Raw genomic sequence first — 19,085 nt, 5'->3', positions numbered from 1 at the left:
CGGGGTGGCTGTCAGACCCGGCGGCCACCCAGAATGCAACGAATTTGGAGCCATTCATGACCGTAAAACGAATGCAAGACCAGGACCTGTCCGGCAAGCGCGTACTGATCCGCGAAGACCTCAACGTCCCGATTCGCGATGGCAAAATCACCAGCACCGTGCGTCTGGACGCCGCAGTTCCCACCATCAAACAGGCCCTGGAGATGGGTGCCAAAGTGATGGTCATGTCTCATCTGGGCCGTCCCGAAGAGGGCCAGTTCAGTGAAGAGGATTCTCTCGCTCTGGTGGCCAAGGCTCTGGGTGAGTCGCTGGGTAGAGAAGTGCCGCTGATCCGCGACTGGGTCGATGGTGTGGATATGGGCAGCCATGACGTGGTGTTGCTGGAGAACGTACGCTTTAACAAGGGCGAGAAAGCCAACGACGACGAGCTGGCCAAGAAAATGGCCAAGCTGTGCGACGTGTTTGTCATGGACGCCTTCGGCACCGCACATCGCGCCCAGGCCTCTACCCACGGTGTGGCCAAGTACGCCCCCGTCGCCTGCGCCGGTCCGCTGCTGGCCAATGAGCTGGACGCGTTGGGCAAAGTGTTGAACAACCCCGAGCGCCCGCTGGTCTCCATTGTCGGTGGCGCCAAGGTCTCCTCCAAGCTGACCGTGCTGGATGCGCTGTCCAAGATCTCCGACACTCTGGTGGTCGGTGGTGGCATCTCCAACACTTTTGTGGCCGCTGCGGGTTACGAAGTGGGCAACTCCCTGCACGAGAAGGACCTGATTCCCGAAGCTCAGCGTCTGACCAATACCACCGAAGTGATCTACGCCACCGACGTGCGCACCACCACCGCCGGTTTCGATGATTGGGCCAACGACACGCCGACCGAAGTGAAAAAGGTTGATCAGATTGGTGCCGATGAGGAAATCATCGACTACGGTCCGGAAACCGCCGCGCGCGTGGCGGAGATCATCAAGAACGCCAAAACCATTCTGTGGAATGGCCCGTGCGGTGTGTTCGAATTTGATGCTTTTGCCAAAGGCACCAAAGTCGTGGCCGATGCTATTGCCGAGAGCGATGCCTTCTCTGTTGCCGGCGGTGGTGACACTCTGGCGGCCATCGACAAGTGGCACCTGGCGGACAAAATTTCCTACATCTCGACCGGTGGGGGTGCTTTCCTGGAGTTTGTGGAAGGCAAAAAACTCCCGGCTGTGGAAATTCTGGAGCAGCGCGCGAACGACTGATCGTTATCGTCACGCGAAACCACAAAAAAGGCGGCCGCGTGAGCGGGCCGCCTTTTTTTGTCATCACCGCACAAACGTATCCATCAACGCCATCACATCCCGCGCTTCCGCCATGCTGCATGGATTGTCCCGCTCTCCCTGAAAGTAACGCACCACCTGCTCAATCATCGGTTGCTGAATATGGGGTGGGTTGGGTAAGCGGAACGTCTGTTCCCCTTCCCGATTGAATAAGGTCAACACCTGTTGCCCAAAAAAATTTATGGTTATTCGTCCTTCGGTGCCGATAATTTCACACAGATCCCTGGAATCGGATTCCGACACAGAGAAATGCCAGCGCCCCTGCAGCACCACGCCGCTGTCGAACTGGGCCCAGCCGTGCACACAATCATCCGCTTTGTAGTGACCGCCCTGGTTGGTGCCGAATCCGCTCGCTCGGGACACCGGCCCGAACCAGTGCAGCATCAGGTCCAATTGGTGGGGAGACAGGTCGTGAAACAGCCCTCCACCGGCAATGGCGGGATCAATGCGCCAGTTTTCTTCCGAGTTGGCGATCAAGGATGAGTCCGCCGGTTGCAGCATATCGAGCCGAACGATCAATGGCCGGCCGATCGCGCCCTCGTCCAGTAACGCCTTCAACTTCATGAAGCTCGGCAAAAACCGCCGGTAGTGAGCCGCGCATAGCTTGCCGTTTGAGGTGCTCTCGGCCGCAATCATCGCCTCGCACTCGGCAGCGTTTCGCGCGACCGGCTTTTCCACATACACGGATTTTCCGGCGGCCAAAGCGGCAACGACGTAATCTTTATGACTGGCGGGGGGCGTTGCGATATAGAGCGCATCGATATCGGGATCGTTCAGCAGCGCCTCGGCATTGTCGGCCCACCGGGGGACGCCGTGGCGACGGGCAAAGTCCTCCGCTTTGCGGGCATTGCGGCGCATGGCGCTGACCAATTCCGAGCCCGGCGCTTTCTGGAAGCCCGGCCCGCTTTTGATTTCGCAGACATCGCCAGCGCCGATAATGGCCCATCGAATGGTTTCGTTCGACTTTGTCACGGTCAACTCGCTTATGTAGTCATTGAAGAAGCGAGATTACCGTAAGGGGTGGATGTTCGTATACCCTTGAATACTACCGAACTGGCCGCCCGGCCCACCAGGTGTTCACATTCATTTTTCCGACGTAAAAAAGTGGGCGACTGCTTGGCAGTCGCCCACTTTTCTTATACTCCCTATTTCTGAGAATAGCCGGTTTATTTTATCCGATGGCGCTGAAGGTCAAGGTAACGGGTGGTCGCAGCAGTGATCTTATGGGTGTAAATCGGGGTAGACTATAGCAGTTACGTATTGCGCCTACACTCACTGATACTGGAGAAGCACCATGGCCGTGAAGCTACTGGCACTGGCGGGCAGTGCCCGCGAACAATCTTTCAATAAAAAGCTCGCCCGCGCCGCCGCGCTGAGCGCCGAGTCGGCGGGGGCGAATGTGACCTTCGTTGACCTCAATGATTACGCGATGCCGCTTTACCACGGCGATCTGGAAGCGAAGGAGGGCGTTCCGGAGGCTTCGCGCGGTCTGCGAAAACTGTTGCGGGAAACCGACGGCCTGCTGATTGCTTCACCGGAATACAACGGCTTTGTCACGCCGCTGCTGGTCAATACCTTCGACTGGCTGTCCCGCAAAGACGGCGACGAGAGTGGGCTTGACCTGTTCAAAGGCAAATACGGGGTGCTGATGTCCGCCTCTCCGGGCCCCCTTGGCGGTATTCGCAGTCTGGCGGCGGCGCGACAGTTTATTACGACACTGGGTGTCACTCTGCTGCCCGAGCAACTGGCGGTGTCCAGAGCGCATGAAGCATTCGATGAAGCGGGTTCACTCAAAGACGAAGGCCAGCGCAGCCGCCTGGATGGGATGACCCAGCGCCTGGTGACGACGCTCTCCGCCTTGGAACATGCTTAGAGGATTGTGCGATGACCAACACCGAATGGCCGGGGGAGCCGGGCTCCTCTCTGGAATGTCCCAAAGTGGACGGTCGCTATGAGATTCAACGGGTGACGCCTCGAGCGGCGGACGTGGGGGGGATTCCGGTCAACCGAATACTGCCTCGGCGGCAAAGGCGTACGGTTGGCGCCTGGTGTTTTCTGGATCACGCCGGCCCCAGCCACTTCCCGCAAGACGCGCCGGGCTTTCGCGTGGGGCCCCACCCGCACATTGGCCTGCAGACGTTTACCTGGATGATTGAGGGGGAGGTGTTGCACCGGGACAGTCTGGGCAGTGAGCAGGTGGTGCGGCCGGGACAGGTGAACCTGATGACCGCGGGTCACGGCATTGCCCATACCGAGGAGGCCACGGGCCCCGAGCCGGTATTGCATGCCGCCCAGTTGTGGATTGCCCTGCCGAAGGCGCACAAAGATACGGCACCGCGGTTTGATCATTACCCGGAGTTGCCTCGCTGGCAGGAGCGGGGTGTCGACGCGACGCTGTTGGTGGGCGAGTACGCCGAACGGCAGGCCCCAACACTGAGTTTTAGCCCACTGGTCGCTGTGGAGTTCCGGGCATCGGAGGCCGCTGAAGTGGCGTTGAGCTTACGAGCGGAGTTCGAGTACGGTCTGGTTGCCCTTGAGGGCGAGATTCAGGTGGAGGGTGAAGCGTTTGCCGCCAATCACCTGGCGTATATCGGTGGCGGCCGCGACGCGGTGCGCGTCCATCTGGCGGCGGGCACCCGCCTGCTGATGCTGGGGGGAGAGCCACTGGGGGAAGAAATTCTGATCTGGTGGAACTTCGTCGGGCACAGTCGAGAGGAAATCGCCGAGGCGCAGGATGAGTGGGAAACGGGCAGTGAGCGTTTTGGCAGTGTGCCCGGCTACGAGGGTGATCCCCTGCCCGCACCACCGATTCCCTGGAGATCCTAGATGAATCTGTCGTTTATCAGACGTCTCAATGCCATCCAGCGCCTCGGTTATCTGGGACTGATTCCATTTGTTCTGTTGCCTCCTCTATCCGCTCTGGGCCTGATCGAATCCGGTCAGGCACTGCGCCTGTTTCAACTTTATAGTGCTCTGATCCTGGGTTTTATGGCGGGAGTGCTCTGGCCGGTATTGCACCAGGCGGCGCACCCCGTTCGCCGGGCCTTGGTGGCGGTGACATTCCCGGTGGCGAGTATCATCGGTTTTGCGTTCCTGCGGCCCCCGGAGGCACTGGTGTTGCAGGCGGCCCTGTTTCTGGGGTTGCGCCTGTTTGAGTATCTGGCGGGCGTGGATCGTCAGTACCCGGCCCGATACCCTCAGCTGCGCTGGCAATTGACCGCGGTGGTGGTGTTTATGCACCTGCTATATGCCTTGGCCTGGTAGCGGAATGATATAAGTTGACAGTTTTTGCGTGCCATTATGATTCAGATTGAGCAAAATGGATTAATTTTGTGTGAATCGGTTCGCATTTTGCGCGGAATGTGATTCAGGTAGCCGAAAATCTCTTGTAGGTTCGTAGGTCCCGACCTGAGTGGGGTTGGCAGTCCCCACGTGCGGTATCTCTCGTCGGACCGACGCGTCAGCGTCTCCACCATAACGGCAATAAAAACTGGAGAGCACCTATGTATCTATCTCGCTTGCGGCATTCGCCGCTGGTTATTCTGTTTTGTCTCATGATTCTGTCGCCCAGTCTCTGGGCCGATGCCGAAGTGACCCGGACCAATGGCAACTGGTTGGCGCGGGTGGATGGCAACACCGTATATAACGGCGCCCGCTACTTTGAGGCCATTAACGCGGCCATCAACAATATGGGGACCGGCACGGTCAATATCCGCAACTCCGGTGACAGTGGCCCGGATGGAGGTAACGTCTATGCGATCCGACCGCTCGCCGGTCAGACACTGGATTTTCACGGGCATACCGTCAACGCCAATGGCGGCGACCTGGTGGTGCCGGTGTACTGCGATCGTCGCGACAACATCACCGTGCGCAACCTGCACGTAACCGGCAATCCACGCTATGGGGTCTGGTTTCGGGGTTGCTCAAACGTTACCCTCGAAAACATCACCATGGATCTGAGCAATAACAGCCCGGTCGGACTGGGTATTCGGGTCGATGATTCCACTGGCCCGGCCACGGACCTGACCATCGCTGGCAACATCAATATCAATGGCGCCAACGGTCACGGGGTGGAAACCTATGGTATTGACGGTTTCAGCATCGGCGATGTGACGGTCACGAACAACGGGGGCTGTGGCCTGCTGCTGAACAACTCCCGCAATGGTACCGTGGGTAATGTGACCGGCCACTACAACAATCAGGGGGGTGGTTATGCGACCTTCCGGGTGGCCAACAACAACGGCCCCAATGTGACGGTACAGAGCGTTTATTCGCGCAATTCCGGGCGGGGTTTCTTTAGCGTTTCCGGCAGCAACGGGACTACCGTCAACTACGTGGATATTGCCGATACCACCTCCCACGGTATTTTCCTCGAAGACGCTTCAAATACCCATGTCTTGAGCGGCTCGGTATCCAATGGCAATCCCAACTGTCAGTTGGTGCGCACCGACAGCTCAAGCATCAATGTGTCCGGCTGCGACAGTGTTGGCACTGCGCCCGATGATGGTTCAGGGGGCGGCAGCAATGGCACGGTGGATGGCATCTACCGCATTGTGCCGGTGCACAGCGGCAAAACGTTGGATGTCGCCAATTGCGGCACCGGAAATGGCACCAATGTGCAGCAGTGGAGCTGGCTGAATAACGATTGCCAAAAGTGGGATATCTCCCCGGTCGATGGCGATTACCATCGCATTTCTCCACTGAATGCCTCGAGCCGGGCGCTGGATGTGGAGGGGTTGTCGACCGACAACGGCGCGAACCTGATGCTGTGGGAGTATCTTGGGGGCCACAACCAGCAGTTCCGTTTTCAGAGTGCGGGCGAAGGTCGCTGGCGCATCATTGGCCGGCAAAGTGAAAAGTGTCTGGACGTGGAGGCTCGCAGTCAGGGGGATGGCGCCAATATTGTTCAGTGGACCTGCAGTGCCGATAGTACCAACCAGCAGTTTGAGTTGATCCGGCAGTAGGTATCGTTTGCTTGGTGGATGAGGGGCATCAGCCCCGTCATCCACCTTGATTCTTGCTCAGACTCCTGACTCAACGTCAGTGCCAATCGTAGGAGAAGCTGGCATGTACCGTTCGGCCGGGCCAGGGGTGCGCCACGTAGGCGCGCTCGTCGGTGACGTTGTCCAGGCCCAGGCTGAAGCCCCAGTGGTCGTCCAGTTGATAGCGGGTTTTCAGGCCGATAAAGGTGTAACCGTCCTGGGCGCCGTAGACTCCCTCCTCGGTGTCGCGGTTGTCCAGACGGCCGTAGCTGTTGCTGGCGTATTGGACATTGGCGTTTATCTGCCAGTCGGCGCTCAGGTGGTAGCTGGTCAGCAGGTTGCCACGCCAGCGCGGCATGCGCGGGAAGGTGTTGCCCTCCAGGTCCGGGTTGGGTTCGTTGTCGGTGATTTCCGCGCGGGTGTAGGTGAGGTTGAAGCGCAGGTCCAGTTGGGAGTACCAGAGACCCTGTAGGTCCGCAATCCACTCGGCGCCCCAGGTGTCCACTTCATCGATGGGCACGAAGGTGCGCACCGACCCGCCGCCGGGCAGCTGTTCTGTCTGGGATTCGATCACGTCCCCCACGGTTTCCTGAAACAGATTGAAGCGCATCAGGCCGCTGGTCAGGTGCCGTTCCAGCATCAGGTTGTGGTGCACGCCGTCTTCCGGTTTCAGTTCCGGGTTGGCTTCACTGACCGCGTTGTAGGCCTGATACTGGCTGAACAATTCCTCCACAATGGGGAAGCGATAGGCCTGTGCCAGGGAGTAGCGCAGTTGCCAGTCACTGTTCGGGGTCAGCCCGAGGGAAAACTTGGGCGAGACGCGCTGGCGGTCATTGCCCGGTACCGGAGTGAGATCCAACTCGGGGGTGTCGGGCCGGTCATCGGAGAAATAGCCCTTGTCACTCCGCCAGTCTTCGTAGCGAACCCCCAGGGTGGTATCCCACCGGGGATGAAATTGCCAGGCCACCTGGGTGTAGAGGGCGTCGACGCGGGTTTCTCCCCCACTGCGGCTGATGGCCTCGGTTTTCTCCCCGGTGCGGTAATCGTCGGAGTCGTAAATAGTGAGGTTCAGTTCGTAGGCTTCGGTGCGGGCGCCCGCCACCAGGGACAGGCCCTCGGTCAGCCAGTCCTCCACCCGCAGTTTGACGTCGGCGGTCTGCCAGCCGGTATCGCCGTAGTCGCTGACCTGCCCCGCGGGCGAGGCCTCGGGGTGTGCCGGGTTGACCGCCGACTCCCGGCTTTCATCCCGGAGGATGGTGAAATGACTCAGGCTGGTTTCCAGGGAAACACCCTCGGCCAGATCGCCCCGCAGGCGCCAGCCGGTGGACAGGCTGTCCCGCTCCATGGCGCCGACGTTCAGGCGCGAGGCGGGCATGGAAAAGGCCGTGCCGTCCTGGGTCACATCGCCGCCCCAGACGGTGTCGCCATCGGGGTCGGTCACATAACTGTTGGCCTCGTCGGTGCGGGACAGGCGATCTTCATAGGCCACATTGAGTAGGGTGGACCAGTGCGTCCAATCGTAGCCGAGCTTGAGTTTGAGGTTGTCGGTGGTGGTATCGACCACCCCGGCGTCCCCGAAAAACAGTCGCTCGTTGCCCTCACTGTCCGGCCCGGGAAGGGCGCCGCTGACTGGTTGGGGCGCGGGGTCGTCAGTGCCGCCACCGTAGTAATAGGACTGGGGCTGGGCTTCGTTGTCCAGGTGGTTATAGGACAGGTAAACGCTCAGATCGCCGAAGCGGTCACCGTAGGAGGCGAAACCCTTGTAGCCGCTCAGGGAATCGTCAAACCCGTAGGCGTCGAAGTCCTGGGAGAACACGCTGCCGTCGATACGAATGCGGCGGGATTCGGGAATGGCGGTTTCAATATTGATTACCCCGCCCATGGCATTGCCGCTGTACTCGGCGGAAAAGGGACCGTACAGCAACTCGACCTGGGCGATCTCACTGGCGGACACCAGGGTCCAGCGGGGCGAGCCGCTCCAGCGCGATTCCAGCAGGTAGTGCAGCGGAACACCGTCGGCAAATACCATGGAGCGGGTGGTCTGAAACATATTGGAGCCGCGTATGCCCAGGGTGCCATTGGCGTCGCCGATAAACCGGCGTCGCACCACCAGGCTGGGTTCGAATTTCACCAGATCCTCGGTGGTGGCGATATTGATGCCCTGGATATCCTCCGGGCCAATGATGTGGCTTGGGCCGGTGGTCTGGTATTCGCTGCCGCGCCCGCGCTCACCCCAGACCCGCACCTCTTCCGTGGCCAGTACCCCCGGCGCATGATCCGCGCCGGCGAACGGTGCCAGGAGCCCCGCCAGCCCCAGCCCCCGGATGTTATGCTTTCCCAATAATGACATGACCCCTGGCCTCCGCTTTGTTCGTATTGATCCGCAGTGCGCGCAAGCTTAAGCAAGACGGAGACCAGCGCACAGTGACAAATTGTCGCAGCCGCGGCCACGGGGTTCACAATTTGGAACAGAGGGGGGACCTGTGCGACTATTTCTGGGGCTGGAATTGCCCGAACCGGTCAAGGTTGACGCCCTGTCGTTGCGACGGCCATGGCCGGGTGCCCGCTGGCAACGACCGGAGCAATTGCATCTGACGCTGCATTTTCTGGGAGAGGTGGCGTGCGGGGACCTGACGCGCCTGAGTGAGACGCTTGAGGCGCCACCGCTATCACCCGGTCGGGTAATGCTGAGCGGCGTGGGCGTATTCGGTTCGCCGGATCGGCCCCGGGTGTTGTGGGCCGGAGTCGATCCCGAAGCGCCGCTGCACACCTGGCATCAGGCGCTGGGGAAACGGCTGGTGGCGCAGGGTTTCCCGCTGGAAGCGCGTCCCTATCATCCCCACCTGACCCTGGCCCGCTTCGGCGGCCGCCCGGTTTCCGTCGACGCATTTTTACAGGCTCACGCCGACTTTACCTCCTCTCCTTTCGATGTCGACACCCTCACCCTGTTCGCCAGCCACTTGTCCTCTGATGGCGCACGCTACGAAGTGATCGAACGTTTCCCATCACCTGCAACCTTTTTCTGATTGGTCCGTAACTTGCGGAGACTCAATCCGAAAAGGAGTGCGACCCATGACAGTCTCCAACTTGTTCCGATTTCTGATTTTCTGGTGCGCCCTGACCCTGATGGCCTGCGGAGGCGGGGGTGGGGGCGGTTACGGTGGTGGCAACGGTAACGGTAGCAGCAATGGCTACAGCAGTAGCAGTAGCAGTAACGGTACTGTTGATGACCCTTCGCCGACCCCTCTGACGGTTAACCTGACTCTGATTGGTGGCACCTATACCGCCGATGGCACCGCCCGCGTACTGTACGACGACGGTGGCACCTTTATGGAAGAAAATCGTGACCTGGATGGCATGACACTGTACACCTTCGACATGGATAACCCCGGTGAGTCGGCCTGCAATAATGTCGACTGCGTGGAGGCCTGGCCGCCGTTGCTGACCACTGACGATTCGGTGGTGGAACCGCCCCTGTCCACGGTGGAGCGGGACGATGGCAGCACCCAGTGGGCGCTGCGCGGCGAACCGCTGTACTTCTATGCCGGTGACAGCGAACCCGGCGATATCAATGGCGAGGGCGTCAACGATCTCTGGCGGGTGGCGGTCACCGAGCCGGCACGGCTCAGTGATGAAATGAGCAATACCGATGAAGGGCGGTACTTCAATGCCACCGGTGAGGTTTCCGTGGGCGTCCCTGAAACCGACGGCGAGACCGATGCGTTTGTCGCCGAAAAACAGAACCGGCACGGCTACACCCTGTATACCTTTGCCATGGACGAACCGGGAGAGTCCGTCTGTAGTGGTCAATGCCTGGCCAACTGGCCGCCGCTGTTGGCGGAGCAAAACGATGTGGCCGAACCGCCCTTCAGTCTGATCGAGCGGGATATGGATACCGAGGGGGCCACGGCCATGCAGTGGGCCTATCAGGGCATGCCCCTGTACTTCTTTGTCGGCGATACCCAGGCCGGGGATATCAATGGTGCCGCCATCGAGAACTGGGAGCTGGCGCGTCCATTGCCCTGGCGGGTTCAGGACACCTCGCGGGGTTCCGCCTTTGCCGGTGCGGGACTGCTGCTGCAGGCCACGCCCGATGGTATGGCGGAGCAGACCGACGCGGTCGCCGCCCATGGCATGTCCCTGTATACCTTCGATAATGACGAGCCCGGCGTCTCCAACTGCGCCGACAGTTGCCTGGACGCCTGGCCGGCGCTGATCGCCCACGACGGTGCCGAAGCGGGCGCGCCGTTCAGTCTGGTGGAGCGTGGTTCCGGCGAACAGCAGTGGGCGCTGCACGGTATGCCCTTGTACTTCTTCAGTGCGGATTCCGAGCCCGGTGATGTCAGTGGTGATGAAGTCAATGACCTCTGGCGTCTTGCCCGGATTCCTCCGGTGGCGGTCAACACCCATCCCGACGAGGGTGAGTTGTTTGTCGCCTGGGGTATGTTGGTGGATGCCAATGGCGATCCGGACAACGAGCGGCACGGATTCACCCTCTATACCTTCTCCGAAGATACCGATGGCCAGTCCAATTGCACGGGCAGTTGTCTGGATGTCTGGCCCGCCTTCTATGCGTCGGAGGATGCTCGTGATTTCGGTGACTTCAGCGTGATCGAGCACCCGGAGGGTGGCTTCCAGTGGCGCTATCAGGATGAGCCCCTTTACTTCTACGCGGGCGACAGCGCACCGGGAGATGCCAACGGCGATATTACCGATGGCTTTGGTACCTGGTTCTTCGCAACGCCGTAACCGGGAGGCGCAGTCATGAAGCGAGTGTCACTGTGTCTCCTGCTCGCCGGTCTGTTGACCGGCTGTGGGGCCGGGTCCGGGGAGGGGCTGGACGAGCAGGGGCTGCCCTCGGGGGACAATGGCAACGGCGGCAATGACACGCCGCCGACGCCGGGTACCCTGGCCCAATTGCAGGCGGATATCTTCAGCCCCATTTGCGCCCAGTGCCACACCGGTGGCGGGGCGCCCGAGGGCCTGCGGCTGGACTCGGAGCAGAGCAGCTTCGATTCTCTGGTCGACCAGCCCTCCGGTCAACAACCCTCGGTGCTGCGCGTAGCGCCGGGGGATCCGGAGGCGAGCTACCTGCTTCGCAAACTCGAAGGGGCTGACGGCATCGATGGCGGGCAAATGCCTCTGGGCATGAGCCCGCTCAGTGCCACCCGCCTCGCCCAGGTACGCGACTGGGTTGAAAACGGCGCGCCCCGGGACGGTGTGGGTGACTCGCCCACCAGCGTCTCCCTGCAGAGCGAGCAATCTGAACAGCGCGTTGTAACGCTTCGCTTCAGCCGGGCGTTGTCTGCCGAGTCGCTGTCGGACGCGGTGCAAGTCTATTTCCATAGTGATGGACAACGTGTTCTGGCGTCACCGGAGCAGTATGCGCTGAGTCTGGAGGGCGGACAGCAACTGCGGATTCATTGGTATTTACCGGACTACCCGGTCACGGCCGCCGAGGTCGTGGTGAATGACCCCGCCGTCGCCACCCTGTTGGATCAACAACGCCGTGTACTGGACGGTGACCGGGACCGAATCGAAGGAGGCCTGTTCCGCCATGAAATCTCATTCTGAATTGATTCGCTTAGTGTTCTTCGGGGTACTGTTGGTGGCGCCTCTGACGTTAACAGCGGAGCCCTATCTGGCCCTGCGCACGGGGCAGCCTTGCGCCGCCTGCCACGTCAACCCCAGTGGTGGCGGTCTGCGTTCCAGTTACGGCGCCTACTACGGCGCGTATGAGCTGCCCGCTCAGGCCGGCGCCACGGAGGCGTTCGACGGCGGCCAGGTCAATGACAGCCTGCGCTTTGGCACCGACCTGCGCTTCAGCGCCACCCAGATGGACGTTGACGGTGATGAAGCCGGCGATGCCCGCCGCTTTAATACCCAGACCGGTCAGTTGTATCTGGCGTTCCAACCCAAGGGTTCACCGGTCATGTTGTATCTGGATCAGCAATTGCTACCCGGTGGCGGTCGCAACCGCGAGGCCTTTGTCATGATGCGCTTTGGTGACCACAGCGTGAAGGCGGGCAATCTGATGTTGCCCTTCGGGTTGCGGCTGGAGGATGACAGCGCTTTTGTTCGCCAGGCGTCCGGGTTCAATTTCAATAACAGTGATCAGGGCGTCGAGCTGGGACTCAACTTCGACCGACTTCGATTCGATGTAGCGCTCAGCAACGGCAGCAACAGCCAGAGCAACGATGATCGGAATTTTCAGTATCTGACCCGGGGGGAATATGTGACTCGCCATTGGCGTGCCGGTGGCAGCTACGTGTTGAATGATGCCGAAATCGGGCAGCGCGAGCTGGCCAGCCTGTTTGGTGGTTTCACTGTCGGTGGCTATGGGGTACTGCTGGAGTTCAGTCGCATCGAGGACGACTCGGTCACCAACTTGCCGGGCATTGCCCAGGTGCAGGAGGTGAGCCTGGTGGAACTCAATCGGGAGCTGGCCAAGGGTTACAACCTGAAGCTGACCACCGAATGGTTGGATCCGGATACCGCCATCGACGAAAACGAACGTAACCGTCACTCGCTCCTGCTGGAATATACCCCCTACGCCAGCCTGCAACTGCGCGGCGGAATCCGCGTCGGCGAGGATATTCCCCAGCGTGAAACGGGTAACTTCACCCAGGGGTTTGTGCAGGTGCATTTTTATTATTGACGTTGGTTTGCCGTAGGAAGGCGGCATTTGGCACTTAGGGCCGATGCGGGGTAAGCCCTTTCAAGACCGTAAGCGGCGGGATTCCGCGCGTCGAGCCCCCAGGGATGGGTTCACGGCGTGTCTTGAAAGGGCTTACCCCGTAGCGGACCGAACGTGATACTACTGTTCAGAAGTTATAACGATAGTCGAGATAAGCCCGTCGCTGGTTGGGCAGGTAAGGGGACGATCCCTGAAAATCGGCGTAGCGCAGGGCGATTTCGTGGGGGTGGGCGGGTTTAAGTTGTATTTCAATATTCCATTCGCTGCCGTAGTCCCGGCCGTCGGTCTGGGCGCTGAACCAGTGGTGGCGAATGGAAATTTCCCATGGGTGAGCGCGCCAGTTCAGACGAAGGGAGCTGTCTTTCAGACCGTCGTCGGGCGTGATCGCGAAGACGCCGGCAAATCCCTGAAAGAGGTAAGTGGAACCGATGGGGGTGGTAAAGCCATAGCCTTGGTCTGAACCCAACACTTCGTGGCGTCCCAGCCATTCCCAGGATTGATAGCCTACTGCCAGTTCCGCCAAGTAATAGTGCGGCTGGGGGAGTCCGGGCAGCTCCGGCAGCTCCTGCGCGGCCACTTCCAGCAGCAACCGATAGCGCAGTGGATGCGCCTGGTAGGAAAACCGGTAACGGGCGCCGAGTGTGTCGTTGGATGTGCTCGGCTGGTCCCGGTTGTCCACTGCCAGGCCATAGAGCACCAGTTGGGTGTAGTCCCATTCATTGAGTTCCAGCCGGGTCAGGTGGCTGTCATGTCGGTGCTCACCCGCCAGGCTGTAATCGTCGGGGTAGTAGCCGGGTGGTTGGTCCGTGTCCGGGTAGTATGAGTCGTCGTGCTCGGGCAGGTCCCGACCCCGACCAAAGATGCGGTTGGCCCGGCCGATATAAAGGTATTGCCAGCGGGAACTCATCAGCAGGCGACGCTCGAGGGCCAGGGCGTCGAAGGTCTGATCCTGCTGCCAGAAACTGTCACTGCCCAGAAACCGTTGCTCGTCCCAATCCAGGCGCTGGCGTCCGAGGGTGATTTCGGTTTCCGCGCCCCGGTAGCGCAGGGCCAGTTGGTTCAGCTCCGTACCGGGCACATCGGGAATCAGGGGCTTGCCGTTCAGGCGTCGACCGTCGCTGTGGTCGTCTTGCCAGCCACTGCTGACATGGTCGATCTCCAGCAAGGTGGACCACTGCCGGCTCCAGCGGCTGGCCAAGCGCGCGCGCAGCAGCAGGGAGGCGGCGCGTCCCGGTTCGCCCGCTACGGTGGCATCCGCCAGGCGGGCCCGGGCGCTCAACTCGGGTGAATGCTCGGCCGCACCGCAACAGACACTGAACAATAGCAGGCTGATCAGGGTAGCCCGGTGCTTACCAGTCATCGGCATTACCGTCATGCAGAATGGTGACCTGGGTCATCCGGTCCATCTCCTCGTAAAGAGGATCCGGCATGGGGTTTTCCCGGACATCCATATAGTGCATGCCCGGCAGATGATGGATATCGATGTGTTCCATCTCGTTGTCGAACAGGTAGATCTTTTCCAGGGCCGGCAGTGCCTCGTACTCGAACCGGTGCATGCGGTTGGAGTTGGCCCGCAGCACCTTCAGTGCTTCCAGATTTCGCAATGTCAGGGTTCCGAGCTGATTGCGAAACAGGTACAGCTCTTCCAGTTGGGGCAATTCACTGATCGCGATCTGTTTGAGGCGGTTGCGGGCCAGATTGAGGTGTTTCAGGTTGGTCAGACCGGATAGCCGGGCCTGCTCAATGTGGTTGTCATAGAGCGACAGCTTTTCCAGGGCGGTGAACGCTGACAGATCGCCAATCTGTTCAATACCCGCGCCGTGACACTCGATGGCGGTGACTTCGGCGGGCGTTGACCAGCCGTGCTCCGCCATCAGCGTTTTCACACAGCTCTGGAACGCGGGGTCGGGCACAGGAGCGTCTTCGGCCCACAATAGCGGACCGACGGCGAGGCTGAACAGCAAAACCGCGCAGTGGCGTGCAAACATATTATCCTTCCGTTGTATTCCGTTATTCTTTCATTCTAGCTCGTCGACAGGCGCACGCAGGCACCTCTGGCCAGAATCCGGTCGCTGGGTTCGTCCAGGGGCGAACCGCCGGGCGGCTCCTCGGTCAGCAACAGGTACTCGGCGTCTGTGATCAGGCGCCGGGCCGCCTGGTCCAGAGCCAGGGTGCGCCGCTCGGCATTGTCAAAAATCGCCAGGGAGCGGGCCTGGCCATCGCGCCGTGAGACGGCCCAGAGCTGCAGGCTGCCCTCGGTCTGCGGATACTCGTCCCATTGCAGCCAGAGGGTTTCACCACCCTGGAGTGTCAGAGCGGTGAGCCTCGGTTGGCCCTCGGTGTCTGCCAGAACGGCGACATAATCGCTGTTGGGTGCTTGCGGGGCACCCGTTGGCCACAGCGGTGCGCCGGTTTTCCATATGAGTACCATGGGGAGTGCGAGGACCAGCACCAGCGCGGCGACCGCCCCTCCCCAGCCCCAGTTCGACCAGGAGAAGTACCGGCGGCGCGGCCGCTGGCGGCTACCGGCCAGGCGCTGCTCAATCCGCTCCCAAGTGTCGGGCGCCGGGGGACGACCCGCATGCGGGTCCTGCAGAGCCATCAAATGCTCCTCCCAGTCGTGAACCTCACGGGCGAGCGCCGGGTCCTGGGCCATGGCCCGTTCAAAGGCACGACGTTCGCTGCCCCGCAAGGTGCCCAGTGCGTATTCAAAGGCACGCCGGTCAGGCTTTATTGTCCGATCTGTGCTTCCAGACATCGCCGTAATCTCTCTGCGCCCCGGTGTAGCCAGGACTTGATGGTGTTGGTATTGGTGGCAAAGTGCCGGGCCAGCTCTTCCCGGGACCAGCCTTCAAGGTAGGCCAGGGCGATGGCATTCTGCATACGCTCATTGAGGCTGGCGAAGCACTGTGCCAGAAAGCGCCGAACTTCTGACTGCTGAACTCCCTGCTCCGGGTCACTGACGGCCGCAACAGACTCCAGAGGGTCGTGATCCCGCTCAGGTTGTGACCGGTGGTTCAGGTGTTTCTGTTCCCGACGTAATGCATCGAGTGCCCGGTAGCGGACAATACTGGTGATCCAGGTGACCGGACGGGCGATATCGGGGCGGTAGCGGGCAGCGTTTTGCCATATCTGCACAAAGGCGTCCTGGAGCACCTCCTGGCTGAGCGCCTCCGAACCCACAATGCGGTAGGCGACGGCGTTCAGGTAGCCGCCGAGGCGTCCGAACAGCTCTTTCAGTGCCCGTTGATCATTGATGGCGCAGCGGCCGATCAGCGCCACCAGAATGTCGTCGTTTGAGTCCATAGCCTGTCCGAATGTGAAGTGGCTGGAGGTTTATCGGCGGCAAACACCGTCTCCCTCGCCACGATACGCACCTTCTCGCTAAAAGTTGCACCCTGAGGAAAGTCACCTTCAGCGTCCCAGTTTAGCAAAGGGATAAAGTGGGGCGACGGCCGGGACAGAATTCAGGTTGTATAGCGCATGATGACCGGTAAACCGGTTACCCGCGTCGGACCGCCGACAGCGGCAAATAACAAAAAGCGAGGGCGACGTGTCACGGGTGAGTGTGGTGTTCAGTGTAGTGGTATTGAGCCTTGTGTTGGCGGGTTGCCAACCATCTGGTGAGCATGGTGCCGGCTCAGTCAGCTCCAGAGTTCAGCCTCATAGCTACCAGTGTCACGTGGAAGAAGAAGGGGCAAGATTGACCAGCGCAGGGGTGGTCAGGCCGCAGGTTCCGTCCTGCAGCGGCACCATACAGCCCATGCCTTTGCAGCCAAGGGTCGTCGCTCCGGTGGCCCGGGAGCCCACCATGGCCCATCGCTGGTGGGGCAACATCACGTTCTTTGGTGCTCATGCGGTGGATGACCCCGACGGCCCCGGGCATATTACTCCGGACCCGTGGATGGCAAGAATTACTGAGCGCGGGATGCGCCTGATGGGAATACCCGTCGGTCTGCGTGTTCAGGAGAAGGGCGTCACCTACCCGGTGCCTGAGCCTCTGAGCGAGGTGTTCGATGGTATTGCCGTTGCCAATAGCCAGTTTGATCGCCTGGATGCCTATGTCAGGGACTACAGTGACGGCAGTGTTTCACTGGAGTGGCGCAGTGGTCACCGGCCGGTGATGTCGGCGACCTTTGTGCAAGGCTCCCCCTATGTCTACCTCAGCGTGTTCCGTGGCGATTTGCAGGTGCGAACCCTGGAGGCGGACGGTCAGCGAAAAGGCATCTTCTACCAACAGGGCAATACGCTGGGGCTCTGGACCGATGTGGCGGGCAACAGGAACCACTTTTTACTGACAGGGCATGGGGAGACGGAGTTCTCCGGAGTCCAGGGTTCGGAGATCACCGCCGCCAGTCGCAATAGCCACTTTACGTTGACCTGGCTCCCGGCGGGAGAGACTGATCCGTCGGCCGCCATGATAGAGGATTTTATCACCCATGCCCGGCAACCCGTGGACGAGGTTCGCGTGGACTACCGGGTCGATCCGGGCGATTACCGGGTGACGGTGTCCCACCAGTACCGCTATCGTGGCGAGCCGGTGAAGACCCTGGCCGGACTTCAGCCATTGCAATGGAAAAACAGTAAGCAAGTGCTTACCGACTATCGGGCACGCAGTGCCCGTGGCGTCATACGGTTTGCGGAAACCGGCGGCTTTGACTATCAGTTGTCTTTTGTAGGCGTGCTCCCGGGGCTTCCTTCCGGGCTCGGGAGCTATGAGGGCGGGCGCCTGCGGGCACTGGTGCATGACTTTATGACTCGGGACCCGCAGGACTGGAACCGGGCGACCGATACCTATTTTGCGGGAAAGAATTACGGCAAGGTGGCCGAGCTGGCTCTGTTGGCTCGGGAGGAGGGGCTTGAGTCAGAGGCCAATCGGTTGATCGACTGGCTGAAATCCGAGCTGGAGGACTGGTTTACCGCCGATCCCGCCGAGCAGGCCCGGTATTTTGTCTATGACGACCGCTGGAACACGGTGCTGGGGGTACACGAGTCGTTTGGCACCCACCAGGCCCTGAACGATCACCACTTTCACTACGGCTACTTTGTCCGCGCCGCGGCGGAAATCTGTCGGGTGGACCCGGGCTGGTGCGCCAAAGACCGCTGGGGGCCGATGGTTGAGCTCCTGATCCGGGACTATGCTGCGGGCCGCGATGATCCGCAGTTTCCTTATCTGCGCCATTTTGACCCCGCTCTGGGCTTTTCCTGGGCCTCAGGGGCCGCCAATTACCTGTTGGGCAACAATAACGAATCGACCTCCGAGGCGGCTACCGCCTACGGTGCCATGGTGTTGTACGGCCTGGTGACCGAACAGCCCGAGCTGGTGGAGCGGGGCGTTTACCTGCATGCCTCCACGGCGGCCGCTTTCTGGGAATACTGGAATGACATTAACGGCTATCGCGAGCGCCCGGAGACCTACCGAAACTTCCCCGATGCCTACGACAAACTCACCACCTCCATTGTCTGGGGAGCCGGGCATGTGTTTACCACCTGGTTCAGCGAGGCGCACGCCCACATTCTGGGCATTCAGGGGTTGCCCCTCAGTCCACTGGTGTTCCATCTCGGGCAGCATCCGGGCTACCTGGCTGACTATGTGGCGCTGGGCTTGAGTGAATCCACCAATGGTAAACCCTCCGGACTGGAAGAGGGGCACTGGCGGGATATCTGGTGGAATATCTGGGCCATGACCGACGCCGAGGCGTCATTGGGGGATATGGCCGAGACCGGTTTTGAATATACGCCGGAAGAGGGTGAGACCCGAGCCCATACTTATCAGTGGGTGCACGCCTGGACGGAGCTGGGTCATCTGCGTTCCGGGGCCGGGCAGGTGACCGCCGATTATCCGGCCGCTGTGGTCTTTGGGTCGGACACCCAGACCACCTATCTGGCTTATAACTTTGGTGATACGGAGCGGATCGTAAGCTTCTCGGACGGGGTTCGGCTGAAGGTCGCTCCGGGGACGTTCGGAATCCGGAAAGTGCCGTCGCGCGGGGGCTGAAAGGGTGTCTCGCTTTACGAAACGTAAAGTGAGACTGGCCACCTTGAGGTGTTTTGGCAAAGTGGGACGACGAAAGTCCCGGGATGCGGGGATAGTGT

16 protein-coding genes are annotated in these 19,085 nt (G+C 60.6%); 10 read left to right on the top strand and 6 right to left on the bottom strand.

What is annotated here, in order from left to right; all coding sequences use genetic code 11:
* Window positions 1–56: 56 nt before the first annotated feature.
* Window positions 57–1,232, top strand: a complete 1,176-nt coding sequence (locus tag OOT55_RS12125) for a phosphoglycerate kinase (RefSeq protein ID WP_265366132.1) — start codon at window positions 57–59, stop codon at window positions 1,230–1,232.
* Window positions 1,233–1,295: 63 nt separating this feature from the next.
* Here OOT55_RS12125 and OOT55_RS12120 read toward each other — a convergent pair whose 3' ends face one another.
* Window positions 1,296–2,282 carry a Gfo/Idh/MocA family protein gene (locus OOT55_RS12120; protein ID WP_265366131.1) on the bottom strand — a complete coding sequence of 329 codons (987 nt, stop codon included), beginning with the start codon at window positions 2,280–2,282 and terminating at the stop codon, window positions 1,296–1,298.
* A 322-nt stretch (window positions 2,283–2,604) separates the two neighbouring features.
* Between OOT55_RS12120 and OOT55_RS12115 the strand changes: the two genes are divergently transcribed.
* From OOT55_RS12115 to OOT55_RS12100, 4 genes are all read left to right on the top strand, one after another.
* Entirely contained in the window at window positions 2,605–3,183 is a 579-nt protein-coding gene (locus tag OOT55_RS12115; RefSeq protein WP_265366130.1) for an NADPH-dependent FMN reductase, read from the top strand.
* 11 nt (window positions 3,184–3,194) lie between these two features.
* Window positions 3,195–4,136, top strand: a complete 942-nt coding sequence (locus OOT55_RS12110) for a pirin family protein (RefSeq protein WP_265366129.1) — start codon at window positions 3,195–3,197, stop codon at window positions 4,134–4,136.
* Complete coding sequence (locus OOT55_RS12105; protein WP_265366128.1) at window positions 4,137–4,574, top strand: DUF3429 domain-containing protein; 438 nt, start codon at window positions 4,137–4,139, stop codon at window positions 4,572–4,574.
* Between the two features lie 239 nt (window positions 4,575–4,813).
* Complete coding sequence (locus tag OOT55_RS12100; protein WP_265366127.1) at window positions 4,814–6,274, top strand: RICIN domain-containing protein; 1,461 nt, start codon at window positions 4,814–4,816, stop codon at window positions 6,272–6,274.
* A 76-nt stretch (window positions 6,275–6,350) separates the two neighbouring features.
* Here OOT55_RS12100 and OOT55_RS12095 read toward each other — a convergent pair whose 3' ends face one another.
* Entirely contained in the window at window positions 6,351–8,642 is a 2,292-nt protein-coding gene (locus tag OOT55_RS12095; RefSeq protein ID WP_265366126.1) for a TonB-dependent receptor, read from the bottom strand.
* Window positions 8,643–8,775: 133 nt separating this feature from the next.
* Between OOT55_RS12095 and thpR the strand changes: the two genes are divergently transcribed.
* Genes thpR through OOT55_RS12075 form a run of 4 tightly spaced genes read left to right on the top strand, consistent with a single transcriptional unit; the run spans window position 8,776 to window position 12,950 of the window.
* Window positions 8,776–9,318 (top strand): RNA 2',3'-cyclic phosphodiesterase, encoded by a 543-nt coding sequence (gene thpR, locus OOT55_RS12090; protein WP_265366125.1) that lies wholly within the window; start codon window positions 8,776–8,778, stop codon window positions 9,316–9,318.
* Between the two features lie 46 nt (window positions 9,319–9,364).
* Window positions 9,365–11,041 carry a hypothetical protein gene (locus OOT55_RS12085; protein WP_265366124.1) on the top strand — a complete coding sequence of 559 codons (1,677 nt, stop codon included), beginning with the start codon at window positions 9,365–9,367 and terminating at the stop codon, window positions 11,039–11,041.
* 15 nt (window positions 11,042–11,056) lie between these two features.
* A complete protein-coding gene (locus tag OOT55_RS12080) occupies window positions 11,057–11,866 on the top strand; it encodes a hypothetical protein (protein WP_265366123.1) in 810 nt (269 codons plus the stop codon).
* Entirely contained in the window at window positions 11,850–12,950 is a 1,101-nt protein-coding gene (locus OOT55_RS12075) for a hypothetical protein (protein ID WP_265366122.1), read from the top strand. The genes OOT55_RS12080 and OOT55_RS12075 overlap by 17 nt, the downstream gene beginning before the upstream one ends.
* 166 nt (window positions 12,951–13,116) lie before the next feature.
* On the opposite strand, the gene OOT55_RS12070 is transcribed toward OOT55_RS12075, so the two are convergent.
* Genes OOT55_RS12070 through OOT55_RS12055 form a run of 4 tightly spaced genes read right to left on the bottom strand, consistent with a single transcriptional unit; the run spans window position 13,117 to window position 16,295 of the window.
* Window positions 13,117–14,349: a hypothetical protein gene (locus tag OOT55_RS12070; protein ID WP_265366121.1), complete on the bottom strand. Its 1,233-nt coding sequence runs from the start codon at window positions 14,347–14,349 to the stop codon at window positions 13,117–13,119.
* Window positions 14,339–14,977 (bottom strand): leucine-rich repeat domain-containing protein, encoded by a 639-nt coding sequence (locus tag OOT55_RS12065; protein ID WP_265366120.1) that lies wholly within the window; start codon window positions 14,975–14,977, stop codon window positions 14,339–14,341. Before OOT55_RS12065 ends, OOT55_RS12070 begins: the two co-directional genes overlap by 11 nt.
* Window positions 14,978–15,012: 35 nt before the next feature.
* Window positions 15,013–15,747 (bottom strand): anti-sigma factor domain-containing protein, encoded by a 735-nt coding sequence (locus OOT55_RS12060; RefSeq protein ID WP_265366119.1) that lies wholly within the window; start codon window positions 15,745–15,747, stop codon window positions 15,013–15,015.
* Complete coding sequence (locus OOT55_RS12055; protein ID WP_265366118.1) at window positions 15,720–16,295, bottom strand: RNA polymerase sigma factor; 576 nt, start codon at window positions 16,293–16,295, stop codon at window positions 15,720–15,722. The genes OOT55_RS12060 and OOT55_RS12055 overlap by 28 nt, the downstream gene beginning before the upstream one ends.
* A 505-nt stretch (window positions 16,296–16,800) precedes the next feature.
* Between OOT55_RS12055 and OOT55_RS12050 the strand changes: the two genes are divergently transcribed.
* Window positions 16,801–18,987 carry a glycosyl hydrolase gene (locus OOT55_RS12050; protein ID WP_265366117.1) on the top strand — a complete coding sequence of 729 codons (2,187 nt, stop codon included), beginning with the start codon at window positions 16,801–16,803 and terminating at the stop codon, window positions 18,985–18,987.
* The last annotated feature ends 98 nt before the right edge of the window (window positions 18,988–19,085 follow it).

The sequence above is a fragment of the Marinimicrobium sp. C6131 genome, from assembly GCF_026153455.1.
GTDB lineage: Bacteria > Pseudomonadota > Gammaproteobacteria > Pseudomonadales > Cellvibrionaceae > Marinimicrobium.
The sequence above is the reverse complement of the archived record's forward strand: the minus strand, read 5'-3'. Positions and strand labels throughout refer to the sequence as shown.